Origin of the sequence: [Clostridium] clostridioforme AGR2157, assembly GCF_000424325.1 — a bacterium.
GTDB lineage: Bacteria > Bacillota > Clostridia > Lachnospirales > Lachnospiraceae > Enterocloster > Enterocloster clostridioformis_A.
Genome location: NZ_AUJR01000043.1, coordinates 19,394 through 44,074, shown reverse-complemented (window position 1 = coordinate 44,074; position 24,681 = coordinate 19,394). Strand labels below are relative to the sequence as shown.

Below are 24,681 nucleotides of genomic sequence, written 5' to 3'. Positions count from 1 at the left end.
GAACAGACGGATGAGTGGCTGCGCCACAGAATCCGAGCGGTGTACTGGAAACAATGGAAGAAGGTACGCACAAGATATAAAATGTTGCGGGCGTTACATTTACCAGAGTGGAAGGTGCATGAGATGGCGAACTGCCGAAAGGGAGTGTGGAGAGCGGCGGGAATGCTCAACTCGGCACTCACCAAAAGAATCATAGTGGACAGACTTGGTTATCCCGATATGACTGCCCACTATTTGAAAGTCCGAGTAAACTATTGAACCGCGTAGTACCGAACGGTACGCTACGTGGTGTGGAAGGGGAGGTTAAAATCTCCCCTATCCGATGAGGGATAGAATGGCAGAGATACTTTTGGAAATGAGAAATATCACCAAGACCTTCCCCGGAGTAAAAGCCCTTGACAATGTAAACCTGAAGGTGGAAAAGGGAGAAATCCACGCGCTGGTGGGGGAAAACGGAGCCGGTAAATCCACTCTCATGAACGTGCTCAGCGGCATATATCCCTACGGCACATATGAGGGCGACATCATTTACGGCGGACAGGTGTGCAAGTTCGATAAAATCAGCGACAGCGAGGAAAAGGGAATCGTCATCATCCATCAGGAGCTGGCGTTGATTCCATATATGTCCATTGGCGAGAACATGTACCTTGGAAATGAAAAAGGAAAGAAGATGGCAATTAACTGGGACCAGACATACGACGAGGCTGACCGCTATTTAAAGACAGTGGGCCTTAATGAGTCCTCCCATACATTGATCAAGGATATCGGGGTGGGAAAGCAGCAGATGGTGGAGATAGCCAAGGCCCTTGCCAAAAAGGCCCGGCTGCTGATTCTGGACGAACCAACTGCTTCCCTCAATGAGGATGATTCCAAAGCCCTGCTGGAGCTGCTGCTTAAATTCAAGCAGGAGGGCATGACATCCATCATTATTTCCCATAAGCTCAACGAGATCGCATATGTGGCTGACAAGATAACGGTCATCCGTGACGGCTCCACCATAGAGACACTGGATAAACAGACAGATGACATCTCAGAGGACCGGATCATAAAGGGCATGGTGGGACGTGAGCTGACAGACCGGTTCCCCAGGAGGGAGAACATCAACATCGGCGGCACTGCCCTTAAGGTCAGGGATTGGGTGGTATACCATCCCCTGTACTCAGACAGGAAGGTGGTGGACCATGTGTCCATTCATGTGAACAAAGGAGAAGTGGTGGGAATCTGCGGGCTGATGGGCGCAGGACGTACGGAGCTGGCCATGAGCATTTTCGGAAAGAGCTACGGCACCAATATATCGGGACAGCTTTATATTGAGGGGAAAGAAGTCCATCTGAATACGGTGCACGATGCCATATGCCATAAAATCGCATATGTGACTGAGGACAGGAAGGGGAACGGCCTTATCTTGTCCAATCCCATCCGTGTAAACACCACCCTTGCCAACATGGGGGCGGTCAGCAGCCATGGAGTCATAGACAAGGACAAAGAATACATGGTGGCTGTGGAGTACAAGGATAAGCTGAAGACAAAATGTCCTGGAGTGGAACAGAACGCAGGAAATTTAAGCGGCGGCAACCAGCAGAAGGTACTTCTGGCAAAATGGATGTTCACGGAGCCCGATGTCCTGATTCTGGATGAGCCCACAAGGGGAATCGACGTAGGCGCAAAGTATGAGATATACTGTATCATAAACCGTCTGGTGGAGGAGGGAAAGTCCGTCATCATGATATCGTCGGAGCTTCCCGAGGTGCTGGGCATGTCCGACCGCATTTATATTATGAATGAGGGCAGGCTGGCCGGGGAAGTGGACGCTTCGGAAGCTACCCAGGAATATATTATGTCCTGTATTCTTAAAGCTGATAAAGGAGAGTAGACCATGGATCAAAAGCTGAAAATCTCAGAGATTCTGAAAAAATATACAATGATTATCGCCCTTGCGGTCATCATCATACTGTTTACCGTGAACACGGGAGGCAAGATGCTTCTTCCGCAGAACGTAAACAACCTGATTGCCCAGAATGCCTATGTATTTATCCTGGCCACCGGTATGCTGTTCTGTATCCTGACAGGAGGCAACATCGACCTCTCGGTTGGTTCCGTGGTATGCTTCGTGGGCGCCATCGGAGGCAAGATGATGGTGGAAATGGGCATCAGCCCCTGCCTTACACTCATCGCCATGGCCATCATGGGAATGCTGGTGGGAGCATGGCAGGGATTCTGGATTGCCTATGTCAGGATTCCACCTTTTATCGTTACCCTGGCCGGCATGCTGATGTTCAGGGGGCTTTCCAACGTGGTGCTTCAGGGAATGACGCTGGCCCCCATACCGGACCAGTTTCTGGTGCTGTTCAACAACTATGTGCCGGATTTCTTCGCAGTGGAGGGCTTTAACCTGACCTGTTTCCTGGTGGGAGTCATTGCCTGTGTTGCCTATGCCTTTATCGTGTTCAATGGAAGGAGACAGAAACTGGCAAAGGGGTATTATGTGGAGCCCCTTACGGGAGTTGTGGTCAAAATGGCAGTCATCTGCGTTGTCCTGCTCTCCTTCATGTTCCGTCTGGCCCAGTACAAGGGGATTCCAAACGCTCTTATCTGGGTTGCGGTCATCATCGGAATCTACAGATTGCCTCCAAGACCACCACAGGCCGCTACTTTTACGCTGTGGGCGGCAATGAGAAGGCAACAAAGCTTTCCGGCATCAATACCAACCGGGTATATTTCCTGGCCTACCTGAACATGGGCCTTCTGGCAGCCATCGCGGGCATGGTCACAGTGGCCAGACTGAACTCCGCCAACCCCACGGCTGGAAACAGCTATGAGATGGACGCAATCGGCGCGTGCTTCATCGGCGGCGCTTCCGCATACGGCGGCACCGGTACAGTGCCCGGGGTTATCGTGGGCGCAACCCTCATGGGCGTGCTGAATCTGGGCATGAGCATCATGGGTGTGGACCAGAACCTGCAAAAGGTGGTAAAGGGCGGCGTTCTGCTGGCAGCCGTTATATTTGATGTGGTGAGTAAGAGAAAGTCGTTTATTGTTAAATAATCATATGTGATATCAACAGGAATAATCTGCCCTGGGGCCGTTGTCTTTACAGTCTGCCCCAGGGTATTTCCCTTGAGAAATAAACCTGTGTCATGTATAATAAGATGTATGTGAAAAGAGAAGCGCAGGAAGATACAAAGAAGTAAAAAGGAAGTAAAAAAGAAGTTAAAAAGAAGTGCGCTGCAGCATACAAAGGAGATATAACATGACTAAGGAAAAACTAGCATTGGAAATCATAGGCCGCCTGAAAAAAGAATATCCCGATGCAGGCTGTACCCTGGACTATGACCATGCGTGGAAGCTGCTGGTCAGTGTACGTCTGGCGGCACAGTGTACAGATGCAAGGGTGAACGTGGTGGTTGAGGACCTTTACGCCAAATATCCGGATGTGGATGCCCTGGCAGAGGCGGATGTGGAAGACATTGAACGGATTGTGAAGCCCTGCGGCCTGGGACACAGCAAGGCCAGGGACATAAGCGCCTGCATGAAGATACTGAAGGAACAGTATGGAGGCAAGGTGCCGGATGACTTTGACGCCCTGTTAAAGCTTCCCGGAGTGGGAAGAAAGAGCGCCAACCTGATTATGGGGGATGTGTTTGGAAAACCTGCCATTGTGACGGACACACACTGCATCCGCCTGGTGAACCGCATGGGTTTGGTGGATGGAATCAAGGAGCCCAAGAAGGTGGAGATGGCTCTGTGGAAGCTTGTACCGCCTGAGGAGGGCAGCGATTTCTGCCACAGGCTGGTATTCCATGGCCGGGACGTCTGCACGGCCAGGACAAAACCCCACTGCGAGTCATGCTGTCTCAATGATATCTGCAAAAAAGCGGGAGTGGAATAAATATTTGCAGGGATGGAATAGAGATGGGACTTGAAGAAAGCTTTATGGAAAAAGCTCTCCGGTATATGATGCGGCCGGAGAGCTTTTTTTGCTTAAAGAGGTAAGCTTAATTAAAGGTATTTCCATATCCCGATGCCTTTGAGCATTTTTGTGTTTTGACAATCCCATCCTTCAGGAGCGGGCAGAGGCAGGGGCTATGGAGTTAAAGAAGAAGCAAGCGGAGGAAGCATAGCTATATGGAATAATTTAGGATATTAAGGGTTCCTAAAATGCGGGATGTGTGCTATATTAGAGAATAATATTCTGCTGCCAGTCAATCATGCTGCGCACATCCTTTGTATGTGCAGGAAAGGAGAGGAACCTTATGAAGAATTCAGGAACCGTGAGAATGGAGACAAAGCGGCTGGTGCTGCGCCCTTTTGTGATAGAGGACGCCGGCGCCATGTTCAGAAACTGGGCAAACGATCCTCAGGTCACGAAGTTTCTCTCCTGGGAACCTCATAAGGATGCGGAGGAGACAAGGAGAATCCTGGAGGGCTGGATTCAGTCTTATGCGTCCGGGGATTATTATAACTGGGCCATAGAGTGGAAGGAAGACCAGGGAAATGTCATTGGAAACATTTCTGTCCCGGAGCTTAACCAGAAGGCCGGCCGGGTGACGGTAGGTTACTGCCTGGGCAGAAAGTGGTGGGGGCATGGAATCATGAAGGAGGCGTTTGCGGAGCTGATTCGGTTCTTTTTCGAGGTGGAGGGTGCCAACCGCGTGGAGGCCCGGCACGATACGCGCAATGTGAACAGCGGAAAGGTCATGATGGCCTGCGGGCTTAAAATGGAAGGGACCCTCCGGCAGTATGGGTGGAATAATCAGGGGATATGCGATGAGTGTATCTATGGGATGGTGGCTTCGGATTATTTTAAAGGGAAATAGTAGAAAATATAAGGAATAATTTGTGTTTTCCCACCAAACATAGTATAATCAAACTGTTTTATACGGTGTAATCAAGAAGGAGATTTATATGGAATTGTTTGAAGAAAAGAATACAACAGAGACATCAGCCCCAGCAAAGCGATATGAAGGCAAGGCATTCATTTTCTCAGATATCCCGTCACAGGAAAAAATCATTCAAGTTCTGTGTGCAACCTTTGGCCTGGACCCGGAGGGAATGGGAGACACCCTGGTTCTGCACAACGGAGATATAGAAATCCGTCTGGCGGTGGCCAGCGAGTCTGCCGGCGAGCAGGCGGAGGAGTTCATAAAGAGACAGGTGGAGGGAACCTGCGACCATTTTTATCAGGTTAAAACAGGGGTGGTGGATGTTAAGACCAACCTGCTGTACCAGATTGGACGGGCCAGAAGTTTTGTGCTGGTGGAATATGCCTTTGACGTGGAAGACGAGGAGGATATTGAGGGCAAGAAGACCATGATTGAGGACATGTTTGTGTCCGTCTTAAACGACCTGGAGGGGATCATCCTGATCCAGAATCAGGAAGATAAAGAGGACAGCATGTTCTGCTGCGGGGAAAATGGGGAAAAGCTTCTGATTCTGTCCGACAAGGGCGGAAGCGCCTTTACCCGCTATCTTCCCTATCAGGAGCCGGACTTAAAGGCCGGAAAGGATATCACCCAGGAACAGGTAGACCGCAGGATGCGTACCATGCAGACGCTTATCGGGAATGCCATCTATGTACCCGGATGGCTGCCGGCGGTTGAGCCTGCTTCACAGATAACCTGCCCCTCCCTGGAGGAGACCGCCAAGAGGGCCCTGGCCATTATGGGTGTTGCCATTTATTCGGAATGCCTGCTGGATGAAAAACAGGGAGTGGAAAAGGCCCAGAATTTCCTGATGGATTATATTGATAATAACAATACCCAGGATTATTTCTCTCCCAGGGAGTGGAAGTATCTTCACGATACGGCTCCCGACAGGAAGGAAGTCCTGTCTTTCTTAAGGCAGTATGAATCCCTTTACGTGGTAGAGTGGGCTCTGGGACTGGTGGAGGAGCTGGGATTCCCGGACCATCCGTGCAATCCCGCTGATTTGGTAAAGTCTCTGAGGAATGGCACCAGTATCAGTAAAATCATGGCAAAGTCCAGGCCTAAGAGCCCCAGAGAGCTGTTAGATGCCTGCGACCTTATTTCCTGTCTGGAATGGTCCTGCATCAATGCCAGGCGCCATGAACTGCCGGAGCCTGTGGGCATGAAGACCAGGGTGGTAAGGGAATGGCACAAGGCTCTTAACTGGCTGACAGGCCATGGCCAGTGGGATGAGGTAAGGGCTAATACCTAAAATACGTCTGTAAAGAGGTAGATGGAAATGAAAACTGGAATTGTTGTGGAAGGCGGCGGAATGCGGGGCATTTACGCCGCCGGCGTATTGGATGTTTTATTGGAACATGGGATTAAGGCAGACGGTCTGGTGGGCGTTTCGGCCGGAGCCGTCCATGGGTGCAGCTTTGTGGCGGGACAGGCCGGGCGCTCCATACGCTATAATCTGAAGTACTGCCGCGACCCGCGGTATATGAGCTTCCGCTCTCTGGTAATGACCGGCGACCTGGTGGGAAATGAGTTCTGCTATCACGAACTGCCGGAGCGGCTGGACCCATTTGACAATGACGCCTTTGAGGCTTCGCCCATGGAGTTTTATGCCACCTGCACGGATGTGGAGACCGGCAGGCCGGTATACCACAGATGCGACAGCCTGAGGGGAGAGAACATACAATGGATCAGGGCATCTGCATCCATGCCCCTGGTTTCCAGGATTGTGGAAATAGACGGACAGAAACTGCTGGACGGAGGAGTATCCGACTCCATTCCCGCGGCGGCATTCCGCAAGATGGGCTTTGGAAGAAGCCTGGTCATACTTACGCGGCCGGATGGTTACCGCAAAAAGCCAAACCATATGCTCCCCGCTATCCGCAGGGTATACCGCAGATATCCTGAATTCATAAAAACCATGGAGTGCCGCTACCTGATGTATAACCGGGAACTGGAGGAGGTCAGACGCATGGAGGCTGCCGGGGAAATCTTCGTTATACGCCCCAGCCATCTTATTAAAATCAGCCGGACAGAAAACAGACCGGAGAAGATACAGCAGATGTATGATTTAGGGCGTCTTGACGGGATGAGGGCGCTTTGGGATACAGCCGGTTTTTTAGGATCGGAGCCAGCTGTGTGCGGGTAATATCATATAAGAGCCATGGACCCTGGAATTGAGAAAAAACGGGTTCACGGCTCTTTTTACGTTTTTAGGTCAGGGTATATTCCAACTTTTCCAAAAAGGCATACAGGCCCGGACTGCCCCATGTATGGAGGCGGTCCGGATTTTTTTTGCCGTACCCTTTAATTGGGATTTGGAAATAGGATGGAATCGTGATATACTTAGGAAAACGCGTTGTACGGGGACGAAAACAGCGCAGAGGGAGGTTTTGACGTGGAGCGGACGATTCTGTTATTGGGAAATCCTGAATTATATGAGGTCAGCGGGGAAGTGAAAATAGAGGAGCTGCAGCAGATGGAACAGGTGCGGGAGGATTTAAAGGATACCCTGTTGGCATTTAGGGCCCGATATGGAGTGGGAAGGGCCATTGCGGCGCCTCAGATTGGAGTGAAGAAACGTGTTATTTACCGGCACCTGGACACGCCGGTGCTGTTTATCAATCCCCGTCTTTCCTTTCCTGAACAGGAGATGATAGACGTGATGGATGATTGTATGTCATTTCCTGACCTTCTGGTCAGGGTAAAGCGGCATAAACGGTGCATCATATATTATAAAGACCTGGACTGGAACGACTGCTCCATGGACCTGGAAGGGGATATGTCGGAGCTGATTCAGCATGAGTACGACCACCTGGACGGAATACTGGCAACCCTGCGGGCAGTGGATGAGAGGGCATTGGTGATGAAACCTCATTGATGGATGGAGTACGGCGGCTGTGAGGATATGCAGACATTTTAGACACACAGGAGGAATTATACCAGATGATTGACAAGGAAAAATTTTTGACAAGCTACAACATTGAACCTGAGGAACTTAGGGCAGCCGGTCTGGACTGGGAGGAGCTGGCGGCCATATATGATGACTATCTGTCCGTTGAGGGAAAACTGCGCAGCATTGGTAAGGATTTTGTATACGATTATCTCTATGATATTGAGAGGGCAGGCATCCATTCCTACCGGTACCGCACTAAGGATCCCGGCCATCTGATAGAGAAAATCATACGCAAGCGCAAAGAACATTTTGAACGGTTTCAGGATATAAACAGGAGCAATTATCATAAGTATATCACGGACCTGATTGGTATTCGGGTGTTTTTTCTTTACCGGGAGGATTGGATTCATTTCCATAAATATATAACCAGCGTATTTGAGAATAATCCCGGTCTCTACGTGGTGGACCGAATAAAGGATTTTGATGAGGACCCCAGGCATTATTACATCGCGGAAAGGCCAAAGGTCTACCGCAGGAACGGGGACACCAGGATTTATGATGAGAATTTGATTGAGATTAAGTCCAACGGAATATACCGCTCTCTCCACTATATCATCAAATATAAGGGATACTATGTGGAAATCCAGGGAAGGACCCTGTTTGAGGAGGGCTGGAGTGAGATAGACCATGATATCGTATATCCCTATTTCCAGGACGATGAGATGTTAAAGGATTTCTCCACTCTTTTAAACCGTCTTTCAGGCATGGCGGATGAGATGAGCTCTTATTTCCGCAGGATGAAGGGGGTGAAGGAGGAGTGGGAGAGAAAATTGGAGAGATATGATAATGAAGGATAAACAGGACCCGTTTTCCGGCATGAGCCTGGAGGAACTGTGGCAGCTGTTCCCTGTTTTCCTCACAGAGCACAGGCAGGTCTGGGCGCAGTGGTACCGGGAGGAAAGGGAACGGCTGTTGGATATCCTGCCCATGGAGGATATCTGTGAAATCAGTCATGTGGGAAGCACATCCATCCCATCCATCTGGGCTAAGCCCATAGTGGATATCCTGGTGGAAATAAGGGAAGGCGCGGATATGCAGGCCATGAAGGAGCATGTCATCCGCGGCGGCTACATCTGCATGATGGAAAAGGCGGGGAGGATTTCGTTCAACAGGGGGTACACGCCGGCGGGATTTGCGCAGAAGGTATTCCATCTGCATCTGAGGGAGGCAGGGGATAATGACGAGCTGTATTTCAGGGATTATCTGAGGGAGCATCCGGAAGCTGCTACGAGGCGCTGAAGCTGGGACTCTGGAAGGAATACGAACATGACCGGGATGGATATACGGAGCAGAAAACAGCCATGGTGGCAAGGTTTACCAGGGAGGCAAAGACCCTTTATCCCGGCCGGTATAAAAGGCCGACTTTGCGGTTTGACAGGGCTGAGCCGGAAGATACGAAGGCGCTGCGCCGGCTTGCCAGGGCGTCGCACACTGGGGATACCGTGGGATTTTACAGGAACATGGGCGCGGTGCAGGACGGGGAAACACGGTCTCTGGTGGACGGACGGCCTGTTCCGCATTTTGTGTATGACGTGTGATATTTGCATTTTTCATGGGCTGGTATATAATCGGTACTGTTAAAAGCGGCATGTATCGCACGTAAGAGACCAGAAGACGGTCTCTAAGTGCTCATAACGAGGAGGCAGGAATATGCGAGGAGTGGAGACACGTATACAGGAAATCAGACACAGGATATTCAGGGAAGTGGCAAGGATGGCCTATCATACGGAATGGCCGGTGGATAAACGTATTGAAGAGCTTCCGTATAAAATTATACCGGGAGAAGTGGGTAATTTCCGTAATGATGTTTTTTTGGAGCGGGCCATTGTCGGGGAACGGCTCAGATTGGCCATGGGGCTTCCGTACCGCAGCGCGGCGGAACATGCACCGGTTTCGGATAACATAGAGGCGGCAGACAGACCGGAGACCTATTATACGCCTCCTCTGATTAATGTGATTAAATTTGCCTGTAATGCCTGTCATGAAAAGCGGGTATTTGTAACAGACGGCTGTCAGGGCTGCCTGGCCCATCCCTGTGAGGAGGTGTGTCCTAAGGATGCCATCAAGCTGGACAGGACCAATGGCCGCTCCCACATCAATGACGACAAATGCATCAAATGCGGAAGATGCGCGGATGTTTGTTCCTATAAGGCCATCATTATCCAGGAAAGACCATGCGCCGCTGCCTGCGGCATGGATGCCATTTCCACGGATGAGAATGGAAAGGCGGATATTGATTACGATAAATGCGTGTCCTGCGGTATGTGTCTGGTGAACTGCCCCTTTGGCGCCATAGCGGATAAGTCGCAGATATTCCAGGTTATACGGGCCATCCAGTCAGGGGAAAGGGTTTATGCGGCAGTTGCCCCGGCTTTTGTGGGACAGTTCGGTCCCAAGGTGACGCCTGGCAAGCTGCGTGCAGCCATGAAGGCGCTGGGGTTTGCGGACGTATTTGAGGTGGCGGTGGGAGCCGACCTGTGCGCTACCCAGGAGGCAATTGACTTCATCCGGGAAGTGCCGGAAAAGCTTCCTTTTATGGCTACGTCCTGCTGCCCGGCCTGGTCCATGATGGCTAAGAAGCTGTTCCCGGAGCATGCGGACTGTATTTCCATGGCATTGACACCCATGACTCTGACAGCAAGGCTGATTAAGCGTCACCATTCCAATGCAAAGGTTGTATTCATCGGTCCCTGCGCAGCCAAGAAGCTGGAGGCCATGCGCACGGACATACGAAGCGATGTGGATTTCGTCCTTACCTTTGAAGAAATGGACGGCATCTTTGACGCCCGGCATGTGGACATGGAGAAGATAGAAGAAGATCCGGAAGGTGTCAATGACGCTTCCGCGGACGGCCGTAACTTTGCGGTGGCAGGCGGCGTGGCCAAGTCCGTGGTGGATGTGATTCACGAGCGTTATCCGGAAAAGGAGATTAAGGTAGCCAATGCAGAGGGCCTTAAGGAATGCAGAAAACTGCTGACCATGGCAAAGGCCTGGAAATACAATGGCTACCTTCTGGAGGGAATGGCGTGTCCGGGAGGATGCGTGGCCGGAGCAGGCACCATGCAGCCTATTAAGAAGTCCCAGGCTTCCGTGAATCTGTACGCATCCAAGGCAAAGCATAAGACCTCCAATGAGACAGAGCATGTGAAGGAACTGGATAAGCTGGTGGACTAAAGGACGGAAATCTGTCCAACTTTACAAGGAGGTTTAAGAGCTCAGAGAATATGACGCCGGGACAGTATAGGAATTTGTATGGAAGTAGGAAGAAAGTATAGAGCAGGTATGGCAGGAGATATGGCGGTGTGAGAAACACCCCTTCTCCTGCCATTTTCTTGTTTGACGGTCAGAAACTGTATCGAGGTAGATAAATCCTTTTACCAATAATGAAATTATTAGTCAGAAGTGCGTGACCAGATATATGAAAAAAACTGTAAATAATGCATAAAAAATACGGAAAAATATAGTGAAATATCTATCTATTGACAAATTAAAGAAATAGTAATAAGATTAAACCACGAAATAAATTTGGAAAAACGCTTTACTAAACGCTTTTTCTTGGTAAAAGGAAACAATTATATTTCAGGTGAAGGAAGGAGTAGTTTTTATGAAGAAACGTTTTATGGCAATGACGATGGCGGCAGTATTAGGATTAAGTCTGGTGGGGTGTGGATCCGGCAGCACAGGAGCTAAGACGGAGAGCAATGCGGGCAGCGGGCAGACTGCAGGGGAAGGCTCCGGTGAGGCGGCAGATTCTGAGGACAAAAGTCCGATAAAGGTAGCTGTTGTCTACTCTGGTAATCTGGGTGACAAATCCTACAATGATTCCTGTAATGCCGGCGCACAGCAGGCAGCCAAGGATTTCGGGGTGGAGGTAAAGAACCTGGAAGGCACTACCGCAGACGAGTGGGAAGCCAACCTTCTGGCGTGCTGCGAGGGTGGATATGATTTGGTCATCTGCTCTAACTCTAATTTCCAGGAATACCTTGAGAAATATAAAGACAGCTATCCGGACGTTAGATTTGCTATCATCGATACAACTGTAAAAGGGCCAAACGTGGTTTCCATCAGTTTTGCTCAGAATCAGGGTTCCTTTTTAGCAGGTGCAGTGGCAGCTATGTTCACAACTCATTCCGAGATTGAAGGTGTAAATGACGATGCCATTATAGGCTGGGTCGGAGGCCAGGATATTCCGGTGCTTCACGATTTCTATGTTGGATTTGAGCAGGGAGCAAAATATATAAATCCCGACATCACCATTCTTCAGTCTTATGCAGGAACATGGATTGATCCACTTAAGGGTAAGGAACTGACATTGGCTCAGTATGAACAGGGCGCTGACATTGTCATGAATGTGGCTTCCGGTACAGGTACAGGTATTCTGGAGGCAGCCAAGGAAGCTGGAAAATATGCGATTGGCGTTGATTTGAATCAGGATAACGACCAGCCGGGACATGTAGTGACATCTATGGTTAAACGAGTTGACACAGCCTGCTACAGCGTGATTGAATCTGTTGTGGAGGGTAACTTCAAAGGGGATACAACCAGCTATCTGGAAATTTCTAACGATGGTGTGGACTTAACTGATTTCGCAGTCATTAAAGAGCATTTAGGCGATAAGTTCCCTGCAGATATCCAGGACAAGGTGCAGGAACTGAAAGATAAGATCATCTCTGGCGAGATTGTGGTAAATAACTACGAGGGATTCGGCAAGGACGCTCAGTAAGGCTGTATAAAGTGCGGAAATACTTCAGGGGCGGCAGGGCATGAATATGTCTTCCCGCCCCGGGTTTTATGAAATCTTTAGAGGCAAAGATTCAGGGAAAAAGGTGACCGGAATGAACGGATATGTAGTGGAAATGAATAGTATCAGGAAATCATTTGGCTCCGTACAGGCGGTAAAAGATGGGCAGTTCAACTTGAAGAAGGGTGAAATACACTCCCTGATTGGTGAAAATGGAACAGGAAAATCCACCATGATGAAACTGCTGTACGGACTATATGATTTTGACGGGGGAGAAATAAAAATCAAAGGTGAGAATATAAGCCACATCACCCCCAAGATTGCCATAGAAAAAGGAATAGGCATGGTGCACCAGGAATTCATGCTGGTCAACGAGCTTACGGTACTGGAGAATATTATTCTGGGATTTGAGCCCAGGAAGGGATGCACCATAGATTTTGAAAAAGCAAAAAATACAGTGCAGCACTATATAGACCAGTACGGCATGGATATACAAATGAGTAAGAAAATAAATCAGATTTCCGTGGGAGAAGCCCAGAGAGTGGAGATCATTAAAATATTGACCAGAGGAGCAGATATAATCATACTGGATGAACCGACAGCGGTGCTGACGCCTCAGGAAACCCGCAGGCTTTTTGAGATTCTGGAGAATTTGAGGAAGGACGGCAAGTCCATTGTTTTCATTTCACATAAACTCAATGAGGTAATGGAGATATCGGACCGTATTACGGTAATGAGGCAGGGATGTTTTATCGGTACCGTAGATAAACAGGATACGTCCCCTTCGGATTTGGCCAGGATGATGATAGGAAGGGAAGTTTTCCTGGACATAAAAAAGGAAAAGGCTGATATCGGTGATGTGGTCCTGGAGGTCAGAGATTTGTGGACATCGGGGGAAAAAGAGATATCCAAGATACGCGGTGTCTCCATGGAAGTCAGGGCAGGAGAAATCGTGGGAATTGCCGGTATTGATGGGAATGGACAGAGTGAGTTTATAGAGGCTATAACCGGATTGAGAAAGGTGGAGAAGGGATGTGTTATTCTGGGAGGAACGGAAATCACTAATTTTTCTCCAAGGAAATCCAGGGAAGCCGGACTTGCCCATATTCCTGAAGACCGAAATACCAGAGGTTTAAACCGTACCATGACAATACGGGAGAACCTGGTGGCAGTTCAGGAGGACAAAGCGCCCTTTGCCAGGGGAATCATGGTAAATGATTCTGCCTCCTACCCATTTGCGAAAGAGATGGCCGAGAAATTCGATATACGTCCCAGGGATACTGAGATTCCCGCATCCTCACTTTCGGGAGGAAATGCCCAGAAGGTAGTGGTGGCGAGAGAGGTTTCCATAGGCGGAAAACTTCTGGTGGCATCCCAGCCTACAAGAGGTGTTGATATAGGCGCTATTGAATCAATCCGCACTATTTTGCAGGATGTCAAGAAAAAGGGCCTGGGAGTGCTTCTGGTATCTGCGGACCTGGAGGAAATCATGTCTTTGTCTGACCGTATTGTGGTTATGTATGAGGGCAGGATTACAGGGCGCATGATGGCGGAGGAAGCAGATGAAGAAAAGCTGGGGCTTCTGATGATGGGCGGCCATGATATGGAAGGCTGCGGTATCCAGGAGCAGGAAGGAGGCAGACAATGAATCCAAGAGTAGAATCAGTGATGAAAAGCCTGAGGAGGATTTTACTGCTGGCTCTTCTGGCGCTGGGCATAGGAGCTGTTTTTATACTGCTGATTCATGAAAATCCACTGGAAGCATATGCGGCTTTGTTTAAGGGAGTTTTTGTCGGGAAGCTGAAGATTGGTACAACCCTGGCCAACTTTACCCCGCTGCTTTTGACGTCCATTGCATTTGCGGTGGCGGCTAAGGCAGGAGCCTTCAATGTAGGCGTTGAGGGCGAGGTGTTCTTAGGCGGTATGGCAGCTGCCTATGTGGGAATCTACTGCACATGGCTTCCAAAGCCTTTGCTGCTGGTGGCATGTTTTGGGGCTGCCGTTGCAGCAGGTGCTGCATGGGCATGGATTCCGGGATTTTTAAAGGCGTATTACGGCGTCAGTGAGGTGTGTACTACCATTCTGATGAACAGTGTGGCACTGTATATCACTTCCTATTTAGTAAGCGGACCAATCAGTGCAGGCGTTGCCAATCCGCAGTCCATACCGGTGAATGTGACGCTTCCCAAACTTTTGAAACCAAGTAATGCCAACGCGGGGCTGTTTATAGCTATTATAACGGTAATTGCTGTCATCTGGATGCTGAACAAAACAACGCTGGGCTATAAAATAAGAACCGTGGGAACCAATCCGGCCAATGCTGAGTATGTTGGAATCAATCCGAAGAAGGTGTTTATCCGTACCATGATGCTCAGCGGCGCCATTGGCGGCCTGGCAGGCTGTATCGAGGTGCTGGGTACATATGGATACTTCCTGAATAACTTTGCCGCGAACCTGGGAACAAACGGTATGCTGGCTTCCCTGATTGTAAAGAACAATGTGGTTACCACCCCGTTCATCGCGTTTTTCCTGGCAGTGCTGCGCTCCGGAGCTTTGGGTATGCAGCAGAATACCGGTGTTCCAAAATCCATTGTAGATACCATTACCGCTATCTTTATTATCGTGGCTACCATGGAATTGTTGTTCCAGTTTAACAAAAAACGCAAGGCAAAAGCAGATGCGCAGTAGGAGGAGGACATATGCAATTTAATAAGATTTTTGATATTTCATTAATATATGCGACGTTCCGTTCAGCTACGCCCATCATATATGCAGCTCTTTGTGCAGCCATTACCCAGCAGGCGGATATTCTTAATATTGGTACTGAGGGTATCATGCTTACAGGTGCATTTACAGCTGTAACTGTTAGTTATCTGACTGGAAGCTGGGTTCTGGGAATCCTTATTTCAATGGTTGCAGGCCTTCTCATTGCCATGATTATGGCTGTGGGGCACATTAAGTACAAGGCAGAGATTTGTGCCATTGGTATGGGTATTAATCTGTTTGCCATTGCCTTTACCAAATTCATGCTCAATAGCATGCTTGGAGTAAGCGGCTCCTTTACCAGCCCGCAGATTAAAGGAATACCTAAGGTACATATACCGTTTTTAGACGGCGTGCCTGTTCTGGACAGCCTGTTTAACAACTGGAGTGTTACGGAATGGTTTGTTATCGTGCTGGTATTTCTTATGATGTTTCTTTTTTATAAGACAGTATGGGGACTGCGGCTGAGGGCAGTGGGACAGTTTCCCATGGCTGCAGAGACAGCGGGAATTAATGTAAATGCCATGAAATACCAGGCAATAGCCATATCCGGTCTGATTGGAGGGCTGGCAGGAGCTCATCTGTCCCTTGGATACAGCAGGCTTTTTACAGAGGGCATGACGAATTCCAGAGGATTTATGGGTGTGGCTGCCATGTATTTTGGAGGAGCCCATCCTGCACTTACAGCGGTTGGATGTCTGATATTCGGATTTACGGATTCATTGGGAGCCCGTATACAGGCGTATGGTGTTCCATCCCAGTTTGTATTGCTGATGCCCTACGTGGTGACCATTGCTGTGCTGGCAGTTTCCATGATATCTAAGAAAAAAGCCCAGGAGAAGAAAAAGAGTTCGCTGGTTACGATTGAATAGCAGGAGGTCAAGATATGGATAAGCGCAAGATTATTTTAGACTGTGATCCGGGCCATGACGACGCGGTTGCCATAATGCTGGCAGCTAAGAGCCCGCAAATTGATTTATTGGGTATCACAGTGGTCGCCGGAAACCAGACATTGGAGAAAACAACTGCCAATGCGCTGAATGTATGCCAATATCTGGGGCTGGATATTCCGGTGTACGCAGGATGCGGACAGCCCATGATACGGGATAAGCAGGTTATTGCAGATGACATACATGGAGAGACAGGACTTGACGGACCGGTATTTGCTCCTCTCCGGAGAAAAGCAGAAGATAAACACGCGGTGCTGTATATAATAGATACGCTGATGGCATCGGACGGCGATATTACACTTGTACCCACAGGCCCTCTGACCAATATTGCCATGGCAATCCGCCTGGAACCGAGAATTCTTCCCAAGATTCGTGAGATTGTGCTTATGGGAGGCTGCTATCAGTTGGGAAATGTGACGCCTGCGGCAGAGTTCAATATCCTGGCGGACGCAGATGCGGCCCACGTGGTGTTCACATGCAATAGGCCCATAACCATGGTAGGACTGGACGTGACCAGAAAAGTACTGTGTTATCCGTCCGTGATTGAACGAATGGAAAAAATCGGCACGCCGCCGGCAATGCTGTTCGCGGATTTGATGCGGTTTTTCAGCAAGAGCCAAAAAGCTGTATTCGGATGGGAGGGAGGGCCTCTCCACGACCCTCTGACCATAGCATACCTGATAGACCCGACAGTCCTTACTACGAAAGCAATGTTTACGGAAATAGACATCCGCAGCGTTCAGAGCTACGGCCGTACGAATTGTGACTTCTTCGGATATTCCAAGAGGGAGCCCAACAGCAATGTGGCAGTGGAAGTGGATGTGGAAAAGTTCTGGGATATCATTGAACAGGGAATCCGTAATTACGGTTAATATGGTTAAGAGAGTGATGAAATGCCGCAGCCATGTCTGACCGAAAAAGGAGTTGAAATTATGAGGCCGCTAAAAGAAGTTTTGGAAGAAAATAAACAGGCATATATACAGCGTTTGATGGACCTTATAGCTATCGATACCCATGATTTGGGCCATGGGATAGCAGGGGGACTGGAAAAACAGGGGCAGGAGTATATGGTGAAATTGTTCGGGGATATGGGCGCGGATATCATCCGCCGGGATCCCATGACAGAGGAAGCCATTAAAGAATGCCTGACAAAATATCAGGAAGGAAACATTGGACATAATTACGATGACCGCTATAATGTGTATGCTGTTTTTAAGGGTGACAAAGACGGCAGGAGCCTGATGTTTAACGGCCATATAGACACCATGCCTGCGGGAAATGAAAATGAGTGGAATACGCCGCCGCACACGCCAACCATGAATGACGGCAGGCTTTACGGCCTGGGCGCGGCTGATATGAAAGGCGGTCTTATGGCATCTGTTATGGCAGTGCAGCTGCTTAAGGATGCCGGTGTACAACTGCCGGGAGATGTACATATCACTTCAGTCTGCGACGAGGAAGGCGGAGGCAATGGTTCTATGGCCGCAATCATGTCAGGAGAAAAAGCCGATGGAGTGGTTGTCTGCGAGCCTTCTTCCGATGAATTGATTCTGGCCCATATGGGATTTGTCTTTTTTAAAGTGGAGTTTGAGGGAAAAGCAAATCATTCCGGAGCAAAGTGGAAGGGAGTCAGCGCAATTGATAAGGCGCTTAAGGTTATTCGGGAGTTGGAGGAGCTGGAACACAAATGGCTCCTGACCTATAAACATCCCCTGCTTCCTGCTCCCAATCTGAATATAGGTACGATTCACGGCGGCAGCGCCGGTTCCACCGTGCCGGGACATTGCTATTTTGAGACATGCATCCACTATCTGCCCAGACAGATGAGTTATGATCAAATTGTAGAAGAATTTACAGATGCGGTGAACCGGGTGGCTGACAGTGACATGTGGCTGCGCCAGCACAGGCCGGTGATAACCATGTATCAGGCCGGAGGGGCCTTTGAACAGGAATCCGGTGACAGCTTTGTGGCCTGCTTTATGAATGGATACGAAAAAGCCCTTGGAAGGCAGGTGCGCCTGGTCGGTTCTCCTGCAGGCTGTGACTCGAGATTATGGAAGAACATCGCGGGCTGCCCCACCATGCAGTTTGGCCCCGGACGGTTGGAAGAGTGCCATTCTGTCAATGAGTATGTGGAGGCGGAATCATATCTGGAAGCCATTCTTGTTTATGCCCAGCTCATACTGGAATGGTGTAAGGCAAATAAATAGAATGAAGAATAAGGAGAAGAGAGATGAGCAAGAAAGTATTGTTGGCAGGAGAGTCCTGGATGAGTTATACCACACATGTGAAAGGATTTGACAGTTTTTATACCTCCGCATATGAGACAGGAGAAAAATGGCTGAAAGCAGCACTGGAGGAAGGCGGTTATGAGGTTACTTTTCTGCCGAACCATCTGGCAGGAGAGGAATTTCCATTTACAATGGAAGAATTAAAGGAATACGATGCAGTGATTCTCTCTGACATCGGAGCAAATACGCTTCTTCTTCCGTCAGCCACATTTATGAGAAGCGAGAAGAAACCAAACAGATGCAATCTGATTCGCGATTACGTGCTGGATGGGGGGGCCCTTATGATGGTGGGAGGCTACCTTACCTTTTCAGGCGTGGATGCAAAAGGAAAATGGCATGATACTGCGGTGCAGGAGGTTCTTCCGGTAGAGGTTCTTACCGTGGACGACCGTATGGAGCACTGCGAGGGAACTACGCCTGTGACAGTTGCTGAGCATGAAGCCCTGAACGGGATTCCGGGGGAGTTCCCGCAGGTACTGGGATATAATAAGACCATTGCAAAGCCGGAAGCGGTTGTGGCCGCTGTGGTAGATGATGACCCGTTTATTGCCTTTGGGGTATATGGAAAGGGAAAGAGCGCTGTAGTAACCACGGACTGCGCCCCCCACTGGGCACCGCCGGAATTCTGTGAGTGGGAATATTATAACAGGATGTGGCAGGGAATCATGGACTGGCTGACAAAGTAAGAATAAGAATGGGGACTGCTGCCTGAAATCAAGGATTCCATGGGCGGCAGTCCTCTTTTTGCAGGAGGATTGCAGATGGAAACAGAGAAAAGAACAGAGGAACAGAAAAGAACAGAGGCTCTGGAGTTTTTGAAGCACATACTGGATATACCCAGTGTCAACGGAAAGGACAGGGAACAGGAGGCAGCTGTTTATCTGGCAGAATATTTAAAAAGAAAGGGTATGGAAACAAGGGTTCAGCTGATTGATGAGCATCACGGCAACGTGATTGGCGTACTCAAAGGAAAAACAGAGGAGACCATACTTTTTAACGGTCATCTGGATACAGTTCCATATGGAGATATAAACGAATGGAATACCAATCCGGCCGTGTGTGCAGAACAGGATGGGCGCCTTTATGCAAGAGGAGCCAGTGATATGAAAAGCGGATTGGCAGTCATGGCTTTTGTTCTGGGAGAGCTGGCGGAGAGTGGATGCGTTCCACAGAAGACGATTGTTTTTGCGGGAACCTGCGATGAGGAACGGGGCGGTTTGGGCGCAAAGGAAATCATAAAGGAATACCCTGATTTATTTCCAAAGCTGCTCCTGATTGGAGAGCCTACTTCATGTCAGGCTGGTGTGGCTCAGAAAGGATGTATCTGGTTAAAGCTGTCTGTTTCAGGCAAGACAAGCCATGGAGCAGAACCCTGGCAGGGAATCAATGCCCTGGAGCAGGGCTTTGGCCTGCTGGCGGATTTGAGAGAGGAGCTTAAGAGGGAGGAGCATCCTGTACTGGGACGCAGCACACTCCAGATTACCATGGCGGAGGGAGGAATTGCCCCCAATATGACGCCGGACAGGGCGCGGTTCCTGGCTGATATCCGGATTGTACCGCCTTTGAATGAAAAGAAGGTTCTGAACCGGTTGGAATACCTTATGGAAAAGCGGTGTGAAGGATATAACGGGGGTCTGTCCTTTGTGCCTGAGATATCAAATTACAGGATGCCGGTAGAGACAGGCCCAAAAAACCAGTGGCTTCACATGCTGAAAGGGTTCATAGGCGATGATTCCAGAGAGACCGGTATCAACTATTTTACAGATGCATCCATTTTCCGGACAGCCTGGCCGGACTGTCCGGCACTGCTCTTTGGTCCGGGAGAGCCTCAGATGTGTCATAAGCCCAATGAATACGTGGAGATATCTAAGTATTTTGAGGCAATTCGAGTCATGGAAAAATTTTGCTGGTACATTGCTAAATGATAAACTTATGATATAATGAAATGTAAGATTTTGAGCATGTTTTAACAGGGGGCAGGATTTGCGAACAACAATTAAGGATATAGCGAAGTACACAGGTTTTTCTATTACCACCATATCATTGGTACTGAATGGAAAGGCACATAAGATTCCAAAGGCAACAGAGGAGGCGATTCTCCAGGCTGCGAAGGAACTCAATTACCGGCCAAATCAATTAGCCGTGGGGCTGGTAAAGAAGCAGACAAAAACCCTGGGCCTGATTTTATCTGACATCCGAAACAACTTTTTTGCTAATATGGCTAAGTCCATTGAAGATGAATGCCGCAGGAACGGCTGGAATCTCATACTGTGCAATACCAACGACCTTCATGAGCGCGAGATGAAATATCTGCAGATGCTGGCTGACAAGGGTGTGGACGGAGTATTGATCTGTATGGCAAGGGAGAATGACAGTGAAAAAGTGGAGGAAATGGTGGCGCTGATGGATTCACTCAACATACCGTTTGTCCTTGTGGACCGCTTTTATCCTGAGGTCAAAGGCTGTTCCGTGATTGTGGACCATGATGAGGGAGGATATCTTGCAGCCAGACATCTGCTGGAATTGGGCCATACCAGGATTGGATGCGTGGGCGGCCCAAAGGATCTGGCTGATTCCAACCGGAGGACGCAGGGCTATATACGGGCGCTGATGGAAAAAGGAGTGGAATTTGACCCGTCCCTTATATTTTATGGGGACTATGACCTGAGCAGCGGCGTGCGGGGGGCAGAGTATCTGCTCAAAAAAGATGTTACAGCAATTTTTGCCTATAATGATATGTCGGCGTATGGCGTGTTTCACTATTTAAAGCAGCAGGGAATCTCTGTTCCGGAAGACATATCGCTGATTGGATATGACGATATCTTTTTTTCAGAGATATTGAGTGTGCCTCTTACATCAATTCATCAGCCGGTGGAGGAGATGGGAACAGAGGCGGTTCAGCAGATGATTCGGATTATCCGCCAGAAACAGAAACAGGATACAAAGAAAAATATTATGTTTCAGCCGTATTTGGTGGTCAGACAGAGTACGGCGGCTCCCGCAGGTGTAATGCACATATAAATATATCTATATTTCCTGCATCTTAAGAAATTTCAGATTTTTATAATAATTTGTTCACATTCGGTTCAGAGGCAGGCATTATACTTAATTAAGAATACGGGAAAAAGGAGTGAAAAAATGAACATACTGTTTTTCCTGACTCCTAAAAGTGACGTGGCGTATATAAGCGAGGATGATACGTTAAGGCAGGCTTTGGAGAAAATGGAGCACCACAAGTATTCTGCGGTACCGATTGTCAGCAGGACAGGGCGCTATGTAGGGACGCTGACGGAAGGTGATCTGTTATGGGGAATGAAGAACCAGTTCAACCTGGATTTGAAAGGGGCTGAGAGGATACCTGTCACAGCCATACGCCGCCGGTGTGACAACCGTCCGGTTAAGGCAGACGCAGATATGGAGGATCTGATCGGGAAGGCATTGAACCAGAACTTTGTGCCGGTACTGGATGATCAGAAGAGTTTCATTGGTATCATTACCAGAAAGGACATCATCAAGTATTTCTACCAGAAGTGCGAGACCGCCGGGGAACGTTCCAAGAAGTGTCGGGAACAGGGCGGAAAGGAACATAAAAAGACGGACCTGTCCGCAGCGGTAAAGCTGCGCAGCCAGGAGGGAGTCCTGGTGTAGCGGGACACGGCCGTCCGGCACAGTGAGGGCTTGCGATTGCAGGGAACCATGGAAAACGCCATAAGGCGGGATGCATGGTTCCCTGTTAATATACAGGGACATTGGCAGTATGTCCCGTCCTCATATGACCTAAGTCATGAAACTGTGATAATATGTAGATATGGTCGCTCTTTGGATTTGTGCAGATGCTTCCGGCGTAAAAACCGCAAACAGAAAACTCATATGAAATATGCACAAAAACAGCAGACAAATCCGGGAAAGGATGGTATAATGTCGCCAGACAATATAATGCGCCAATGCGTTGTCACGTCGAAGTGAGATAGTACGGAAAACCAGACAGGAGATGTGGGTGCAGGGAAAGGGAGGTCAGACAACATGATTTGGGCAAAAGAGGAGACAATGTCCAGGGCGGAGATTGAAGCGATACAGCTGAGCCGCCTAAAAGACACGGTGAACCGGGTTTACGAGAAGGTACCGGCATACCGCGCCAAGATGGAGGAGGCAGGTGTAAAGCCGGAGCATATACAGACGCTGAAGGATTTGCAGAAGCTTCCTTTTGTAACAAAACAGGATATGAGGGATAATTATCCCTATGGCCTGTTTGCGGTTCCCAGGAAGGAACTGCTAAGAATCCATGCATCCAGCGGCACCACGGGAAAGCCTACTGTGGTGGGATATACGGAGAATGACCTGGAGGTATGGAAGGAATGTGTGGCCCGCCTGGCCGTGGCAGGAGGCGCTCGGACGAGGATGTGGCCCAGATTGGGTAACTGTGTCCGGGATGTCCCCAGCATCAGCACTCTCCACGGCATGGAAAAGGCAAAGGGAAGAGAGTATATTAAGAACTGGGTGGCTGTAATCGGTGATTCCACCTTCATGCACACAGGCATCAACTCTCTCATGAACATGGTCTACAACCAGGCCACAGGCACAGTGGTCATCCTGGATAATTCCACCACAGGAATGACGGGGCACCAGGACCATGCCGCCTCAGGCAAGACCCTTAAGGGACAGGTGGTTCCCGCCATCAATATTTACGGTCTGTGCAGGTCACTGGGCATTGAACATGTCTGTGAGGTGAACGCCTTTGACCAGGCGGAACTGGAGCGGGTAATCAAAGAGGAAGTGGCAAGGGACGCGGTATCCGTCATCATCACCAAGGCGCCCTGCGCCCTGCTCAAGGGAATCATGACTATCCTTTGGAGAAACCGCTGGCTGTCACGTGGGCCACCTCATTGCCCAGGTCATCCTTCACTTCCACCAGATAGTAGCAGGTGTTGCGTCCTTCCTTTACCTTCTGGCCTCAGCTATGAGGCGTGTGCCTCTGGCAACACCCAGGTAGGTGATTTGGGACGTGGTTGAAACGTGAAGGGTTTGTTCCAGTTGGAAGCAACCGCAAAGGCAAAGTCAGCCAGGGTAAAGATGGCACCCCCCATGACCGTGCCCGCCGCATTGAGATGGTGCGGTTGTATTTCCAGCCAGCATTTTGCATATCCCTCATCCGCCTGCTCAATGACTGCCCCGTTATCCGTGGCAAAACGGTCGTTGGAAAAGACCTTTTGTATTTGTTCCAGTTTTTGTGCATCCATATGAAAAAAACTTCTGTGGTTATATGTATGAATTGATAATGAATATAAACCAACTATATACCAGAAAAAGGAAGATTGTCAATGGCTGTCCGTTATGTAGGCGGGGATGTGGGGAGTAAAGATGTCGAATGATGTCGAAAAGATGTCAAAAGGAGGTTAAAAAGAGAGCAGGTGCATAAAACAGGGCCTCGCAGGGAGGTCCTGTTCTGCATACCTGCTGTTTATCAATTTATATTAGCTATTGCAGCCACAGCTGCTTTCGGCGATAGCTGGTCCAGGTCCTCCGGCTGTACGGGGGGCAGGGCCGCCACATCGATTGCCCCAGGTTGCATCGTTGAAGCCTTCCCAATGGCCATTGCGGAAGCCTTCCCTGTATGCCTGGCGTCTGGTGCCTGCACAGATATCATGGCCGCCGCAGCCGCTGTTGCCGCCGCATCCACAACCGCAGCCGCTGTTATTGCCTCCGCTGCAACCGCAACCGCAGCCCCAGCCGCTGTTATTGCCGCAACCGCATCCACAGCCACTGTTGTTACAGCCACAGCCACTGTTGTTACAGCCACAGCCCCAGCCGCTGTTATTGCCGCAACCGCAGCCACAGCCACTATTGTTACAGCCACATCCGCTGTTACTGCCACAGCCACAGCCACATCCACAATTACAACGATTCCATCCACATCTGCAAAATCTAAAGCAACACATATATTGTACTCTCCTTTTTTGTTGGTTTGTACTATATCATATGGGACGCCCGGACAAAGTGTGAGTGATTGTCTCAATGTATTTTATTGTCACCCGTTCTTTTTCTTCTCATAAACTATAGT

At 49.3% G+C, this 24,681-nt stretch carries 19 protein-coding genes and 6 pseudogenes; 23 read left to right on the top strand and 2 right to left on the bottom strand.

Annotation, left to right across the window (positions count from 1 at the left end; genetic code table 11):
* The 23 genes and pseudogenes from G614_RS32210 to G614_RS34540 form a co-directional block, all read left to right on the top strand.
* A pseudogene (locus G614_RS32210) lies at positions 1-258 on the top strand (maturase); the annotation flags it as partial.
* A 76-nt stretch (positions 259-334) separates the two neighbouring features.
* Positions 335-1,873: a multiple monosaccharide ABC transporter ATP-binding protein gene (mmsA, locus tag G614_RS0117515; RefSeq protein ID WP_027642990.1), complete on the top strand. Its 1,539-nt coding sequence runs from the start codon at positions 335-337 to the stop codon at positions 1,871-1,873.
* 3 nt (positions 1,874-1,876) lie between these two features.
* Positions 1,877-3,045 (top strand): annotated as a pseudogene (mmsB, locus tag G614_RS27900) (multiple monosaccharide ABC transporter permease).
* Between the two features lie 205 nt (positions 3,046-3,250).
* Positions 3,251-3,889: an endonuclease III domain-containing protein gene (locus tag G614_RS0117505; protein ID WP_002593934.1), complete on the top strand. Its 639-nt coding sequence runs from the start codon at positions 3,251-3,253 to the stop codon at positions 3,887-3,889.
* A 364-nt stretch (positions 3,890-4,253) separates the two neighbouring features.
* Positions 4,254-4,817: a GNAT family N-acetyltransferase gene (locus tag G614_RS0117500; RefSeq protein ID WP_027642989.1), complete on the top strand. Its 564-nt coding sequence runs from the start codon at positions 4,254-4,256 to the stop codon at positions 4,815-4,817.
* Positions 4,818-4,905: 88 nt separating this feature from the next.
* Positions 4,906-6,177, top strand: coding sequence for a DUF4272 domain-containing protein (locus tag G614_RS0117495; protein WP_027642988.1), 1,272 nt, complete (start codon positions 4,906-4,908; stop codon positions 6,175-6,177).
* Between the two features lie 27 nt (positions 6,178-6,204).
* Entirely contained in the window at positions 6,205-7,071 is an 867-nt protein-coding gene (locus G614_RS0117490; protein ID WP_027642987.1) for a patatin-like phospholipase family protein, read from the top strand.
* 210 nt (positions 7,072-7,281) lie between these two features.
* The gene (locus G614_RS0117485; protein WP_242828130.1) at positions 7,282-7,803 is read left to right on the top strand and encodes a peptide deformylase; all 522 of its coding nucleotides are present in this window, start codon (positions 7,282-7,284) and stop codon (positions 7,801-7,803) included.
* A 65-nt stretch (positions 7,804-7,868) separates the two neighbouring features.
* Complete coding sequence (locus G614_RS0117480; protein ID WP_027642985.1) at positions 7,869-8,675, top strand: GTP pyrophosphokinase; 807 nt, start codon at positions 7,869-7,871, stop codon at positions 8,673-8,675.
* Positions 8,662-9,416: pseudogene (locus G614_RS34550) on the top strand (GrpB family protein). Before G614_RS0117480 ends, G614_RS34550 begins: the two are co-directional and overlap by 14 nt.
* A 112-nt stretch (positions 9,417-9,528) precedes the next feature.
* Positions 9,529-11,052: a 4Fe-4S dicluster domain-containing protein gene (locus tag G614_RS0117470; protein ID WP_027642984.1), complete on the top strand. Its 1,524-nt coding sequence runs from the start codon at positions 9,529-9,531 to the stop codon at positions 11,050-11,052.
* Between the two features lie 430 nt (positions 11,053-11,482).
* A complete protein-coding gene (locus tag G614_RS0117465; protein ID WP_027642983.1) occupies positions 11,483-12,601 on the top strand; it encodes a BMP family lipoprotein in 1,119 nt (372 codons plus the stop codon).
* Between the two features lie 40 nt (positions 12,602-12,641).
* Positions 12,642-14,267: an ABC transporter ATP-binding protein gene (locus G614_RS0117460; protein WP_027642982.1), complete on the top strand. Its 1,626-nt coding sequence runs from the start codon at positions 12,642-12,644 to the stop codon at positions 14,265-14,267.
* Positions 14,264-15,307, top strand: coding sequence for an ABC transporter permease (locus G614_RS0117455; RefSeq protein ID WP_027642981.1), 1,044 nt, complete (start codon positions 14,264-14,266; stop codon positions 15,305-15,307). Before G614_RS0117460 ends, G614_RS0117455 begins: the two co-directional genes overlap by 4 nt.
* A gap of 11 nt (positions 15,308-15,318) precedes the next feature.
* Entirely contained in the window at positions 15,319-16,254 is a 936-nt protein-coding gene (locus G614_RS0117450) for an ABC transporter permease (RefSeq protein WP_027642980.1), read from the top strand.
* Positions 16,255-16,268: 14 nt separating this feature from the next.
* The gene (locus tag G614_RS0117445) at positions 16,269-17,204 is read left to right on the top strand and encodes a nucleoside hydrolase (protein ID WP_027642979.1); all 936 of its coding nucleotides are present in this window, start codon (positions 16,269-16,271) and stop codon (positions 17,202-17,204) included.
* A 57-nt stretch (positions 17,205-17,261) separates the two neighbouring features.
* Positions 17,262-18,542, top strand: a complete 1,281-nt coding sequence (locus G614_RS0117440) for a M20 family metallopeptidase (RefSeq protein WP_027642978.1) — start codon at positions 17,262-17,264, stop codon at positions 18,540-18,542.
* Between the two features lie 23 nt (positions 18,543-18,565).
* Entirely contained in the window at positions 18,566-19,309 is a 744-nt protein-coding gene (locus tag G614_RS0117435; RefSeq protein ID WP_027642977.1) for a glutamine amidotransferase, read from the top strand.
* A 75-nt stretch (positions 19,310-19,384) separates the two neighbouring features.
* Complete coding sequence (locus tag G614_RS0117430; RefSeq protein ID WP_027642976.1) at positions 19,385-20,548, top strand: M20 family metallopeptidase; 1,164 nt, start codon at positions 19,385-19,387, stop codon at positions 20,546-20,548.
* 58 nt (positions 20,549-20,606) lie between these two features.
* Positions 20,607-21,644 carry a LacI family DNA-binding transcriptional regulator gene (locus G614_RS0117425; RefSeq protein ID WP_002570573.1) on the top strand — a complete coding sequence of 346 codons (1,038 nt, stop codon included), beginning with the start codon at positions 20,607-20,609 and terminating at the stop codon, positions 21,642-21,644.
* A gap of 117 nt (positions 21,645-21,761) precedes the next feature.
* Positions 21,762-22,271, top strand: coding sequence for a CBS domain-containing protein (locus tag G614_RS0117420; protein WP_027642975.1), 510 nt, complete (start codon positions 21,762-21,764; stop codon positions 22,269-22,271).
* A 375-nt stretch (positions 22,272-22,646) separates the two neighbouring features.
* Positions 22,647-23,035, top strand: a pseudogene (locus tag G614_RS34545) (phenylacetate--CoA ligase family protein); the annotation flags it as partial.
* A 25-nt stretch (positions 23,036-23,060) separates the two neighbouring features.
* Positions 23,061-23,459: pseudogene (locus G614_RS34540) on the top strand (thiamine pyrophosphate-dependent enzyme); the annotation flags it as partial.
* A gap of 4 nt (positions 23,460-23,463) precedes the next feature.
* Here the strand turns inward: G614_RS34540 and G614_RS30255 are convergent.
* Both G614_RS30255 and G614_RS32205 read right to left on the bottom strand, forming a co-directional pair.
* A pseudogene (locus G614_RS30255) lies at positions 23,464-23,860 on the bottom strand (PaaI family thioesterase).
* Positions 23,861-24,084: 224 nt separating this feature from the next.
* Positions 24,085-24,636, bottom strand: a complete 552-nt coding sequence (locus tag G614_RS32205; RefSeq protein WP_155245072.1) for a hypothetical protein — start codon at positions 24,634-24,636, stop codon at positions 24,085-24,087.
* Positions 24,637-24,681 lie beyond the last annotated feature (45 nt).

Excerpts from the sequence above, each read along its gene's own strand:
- G614_RS0117490 (WP_027642987.1), top strand. The coding sequence starts at position 6,205 with ATGAAAACTGGAATTGTTGTGGAAGGCGGCGGAATGCGGGGCATTTAC.
- G614_RS0117445 (WP_027642979.1), top strand. The coding sequence starts at position 16,269 with ATGGATAAGCGCAAGATTATTTTAGACTGTGATCCGGGCCATGACGAC.
- G614_RS0117455 (WP_027642981.1), top strand. The coding sequence starts at position 14,264 with ATGAATCCAAGAGTAGAATCAGTGATGAAAAGCCTGAGGAGGATTTTA.
- G614_RS0117505 (WP_002593934.1), top strand. The coding sequence starts at position 3,251 with ATGACTAAGGAAAAACTAGCATTGGAAATCATAGGCCGCCTGAAAAAA.
- G614_RS0117430 (WP_027642976.1), top strand. The coding sequence starts at position 19,385 with ATGGAAACAGAGAAAAGAACAGAGGAACAGAAAAGAACAGAGGCTCTG.
- G614_RS0117495 (WP_027642988.1), top strand. The coding sequence starts at position 4,906 with ATGGAATTGTTTGAAGAAAAGAATACAACAGAGACATCAGCCCCAGCA.
- G614_RS0117470 (WP_027642984.1), top strand. The coding sequence starts at position 9,529 with ATGCGAGGAGTGGAGACACGTATACAGGAAATCAGACACAGGATATTC.
- G614_RS0117420 (WP_027642975.1), top strand. The coding sequence starts at position 21,762 with ATGAACATACTGTTTTTCCTGACTCCTAAAAGTGACGTGGCGTATATA.
- G614_RS0117500 (WP_027642989.1), top strand. The coding sequence starts at position 4,254 with ATGAAGAATTCAGGAACCGTGAGAATGGAGACAAAGCGGCTGGTGCTG.
- G614_RS0117465 (WP_027642983.1), top strand. The coding sequence starts at position 11,483 with ATGAAGAAACGTTTTATGGCAATGACGATGGCGGCAGTATTAGGATTA.
- G614_RS0117480 (WP_027642985.1), top strand. The coding sequence starts at position 7,869 with ATGATTGACAAGGAAAAATTTTTGACAAGCTACAACATTGAACCTGAG.
- G614_RS0117450 (WP_027642980.1), top strand. The coding sequence starts at position 15,319 with ATGCAATTTAATAAGATTTTTGATATTTCATTAATATATGCGACGTTC.
- mmsA (WP_027642990.1), top strand. The coding sequence starts at position 335 with ATGGCAGAGATACTTTTGGAAATGAGAAATATCACCAAGACCTTCCCC.
- G614_RS0117460 (WP_027642982.1), top strand. The coding sequence starts at position 12,642 with ATGAATATGTCTTCCCGCCCCGGGTTTTATGAAATCTTTAGAGGCAAA.
- G614_RS0117435 (WP_027642977.1), top strand. The coding sequence starts at position 18,566 with ATGAGCAAGAAAGTATTGTTGGCAGGAGAGTCCTGGATGAGTTATACC.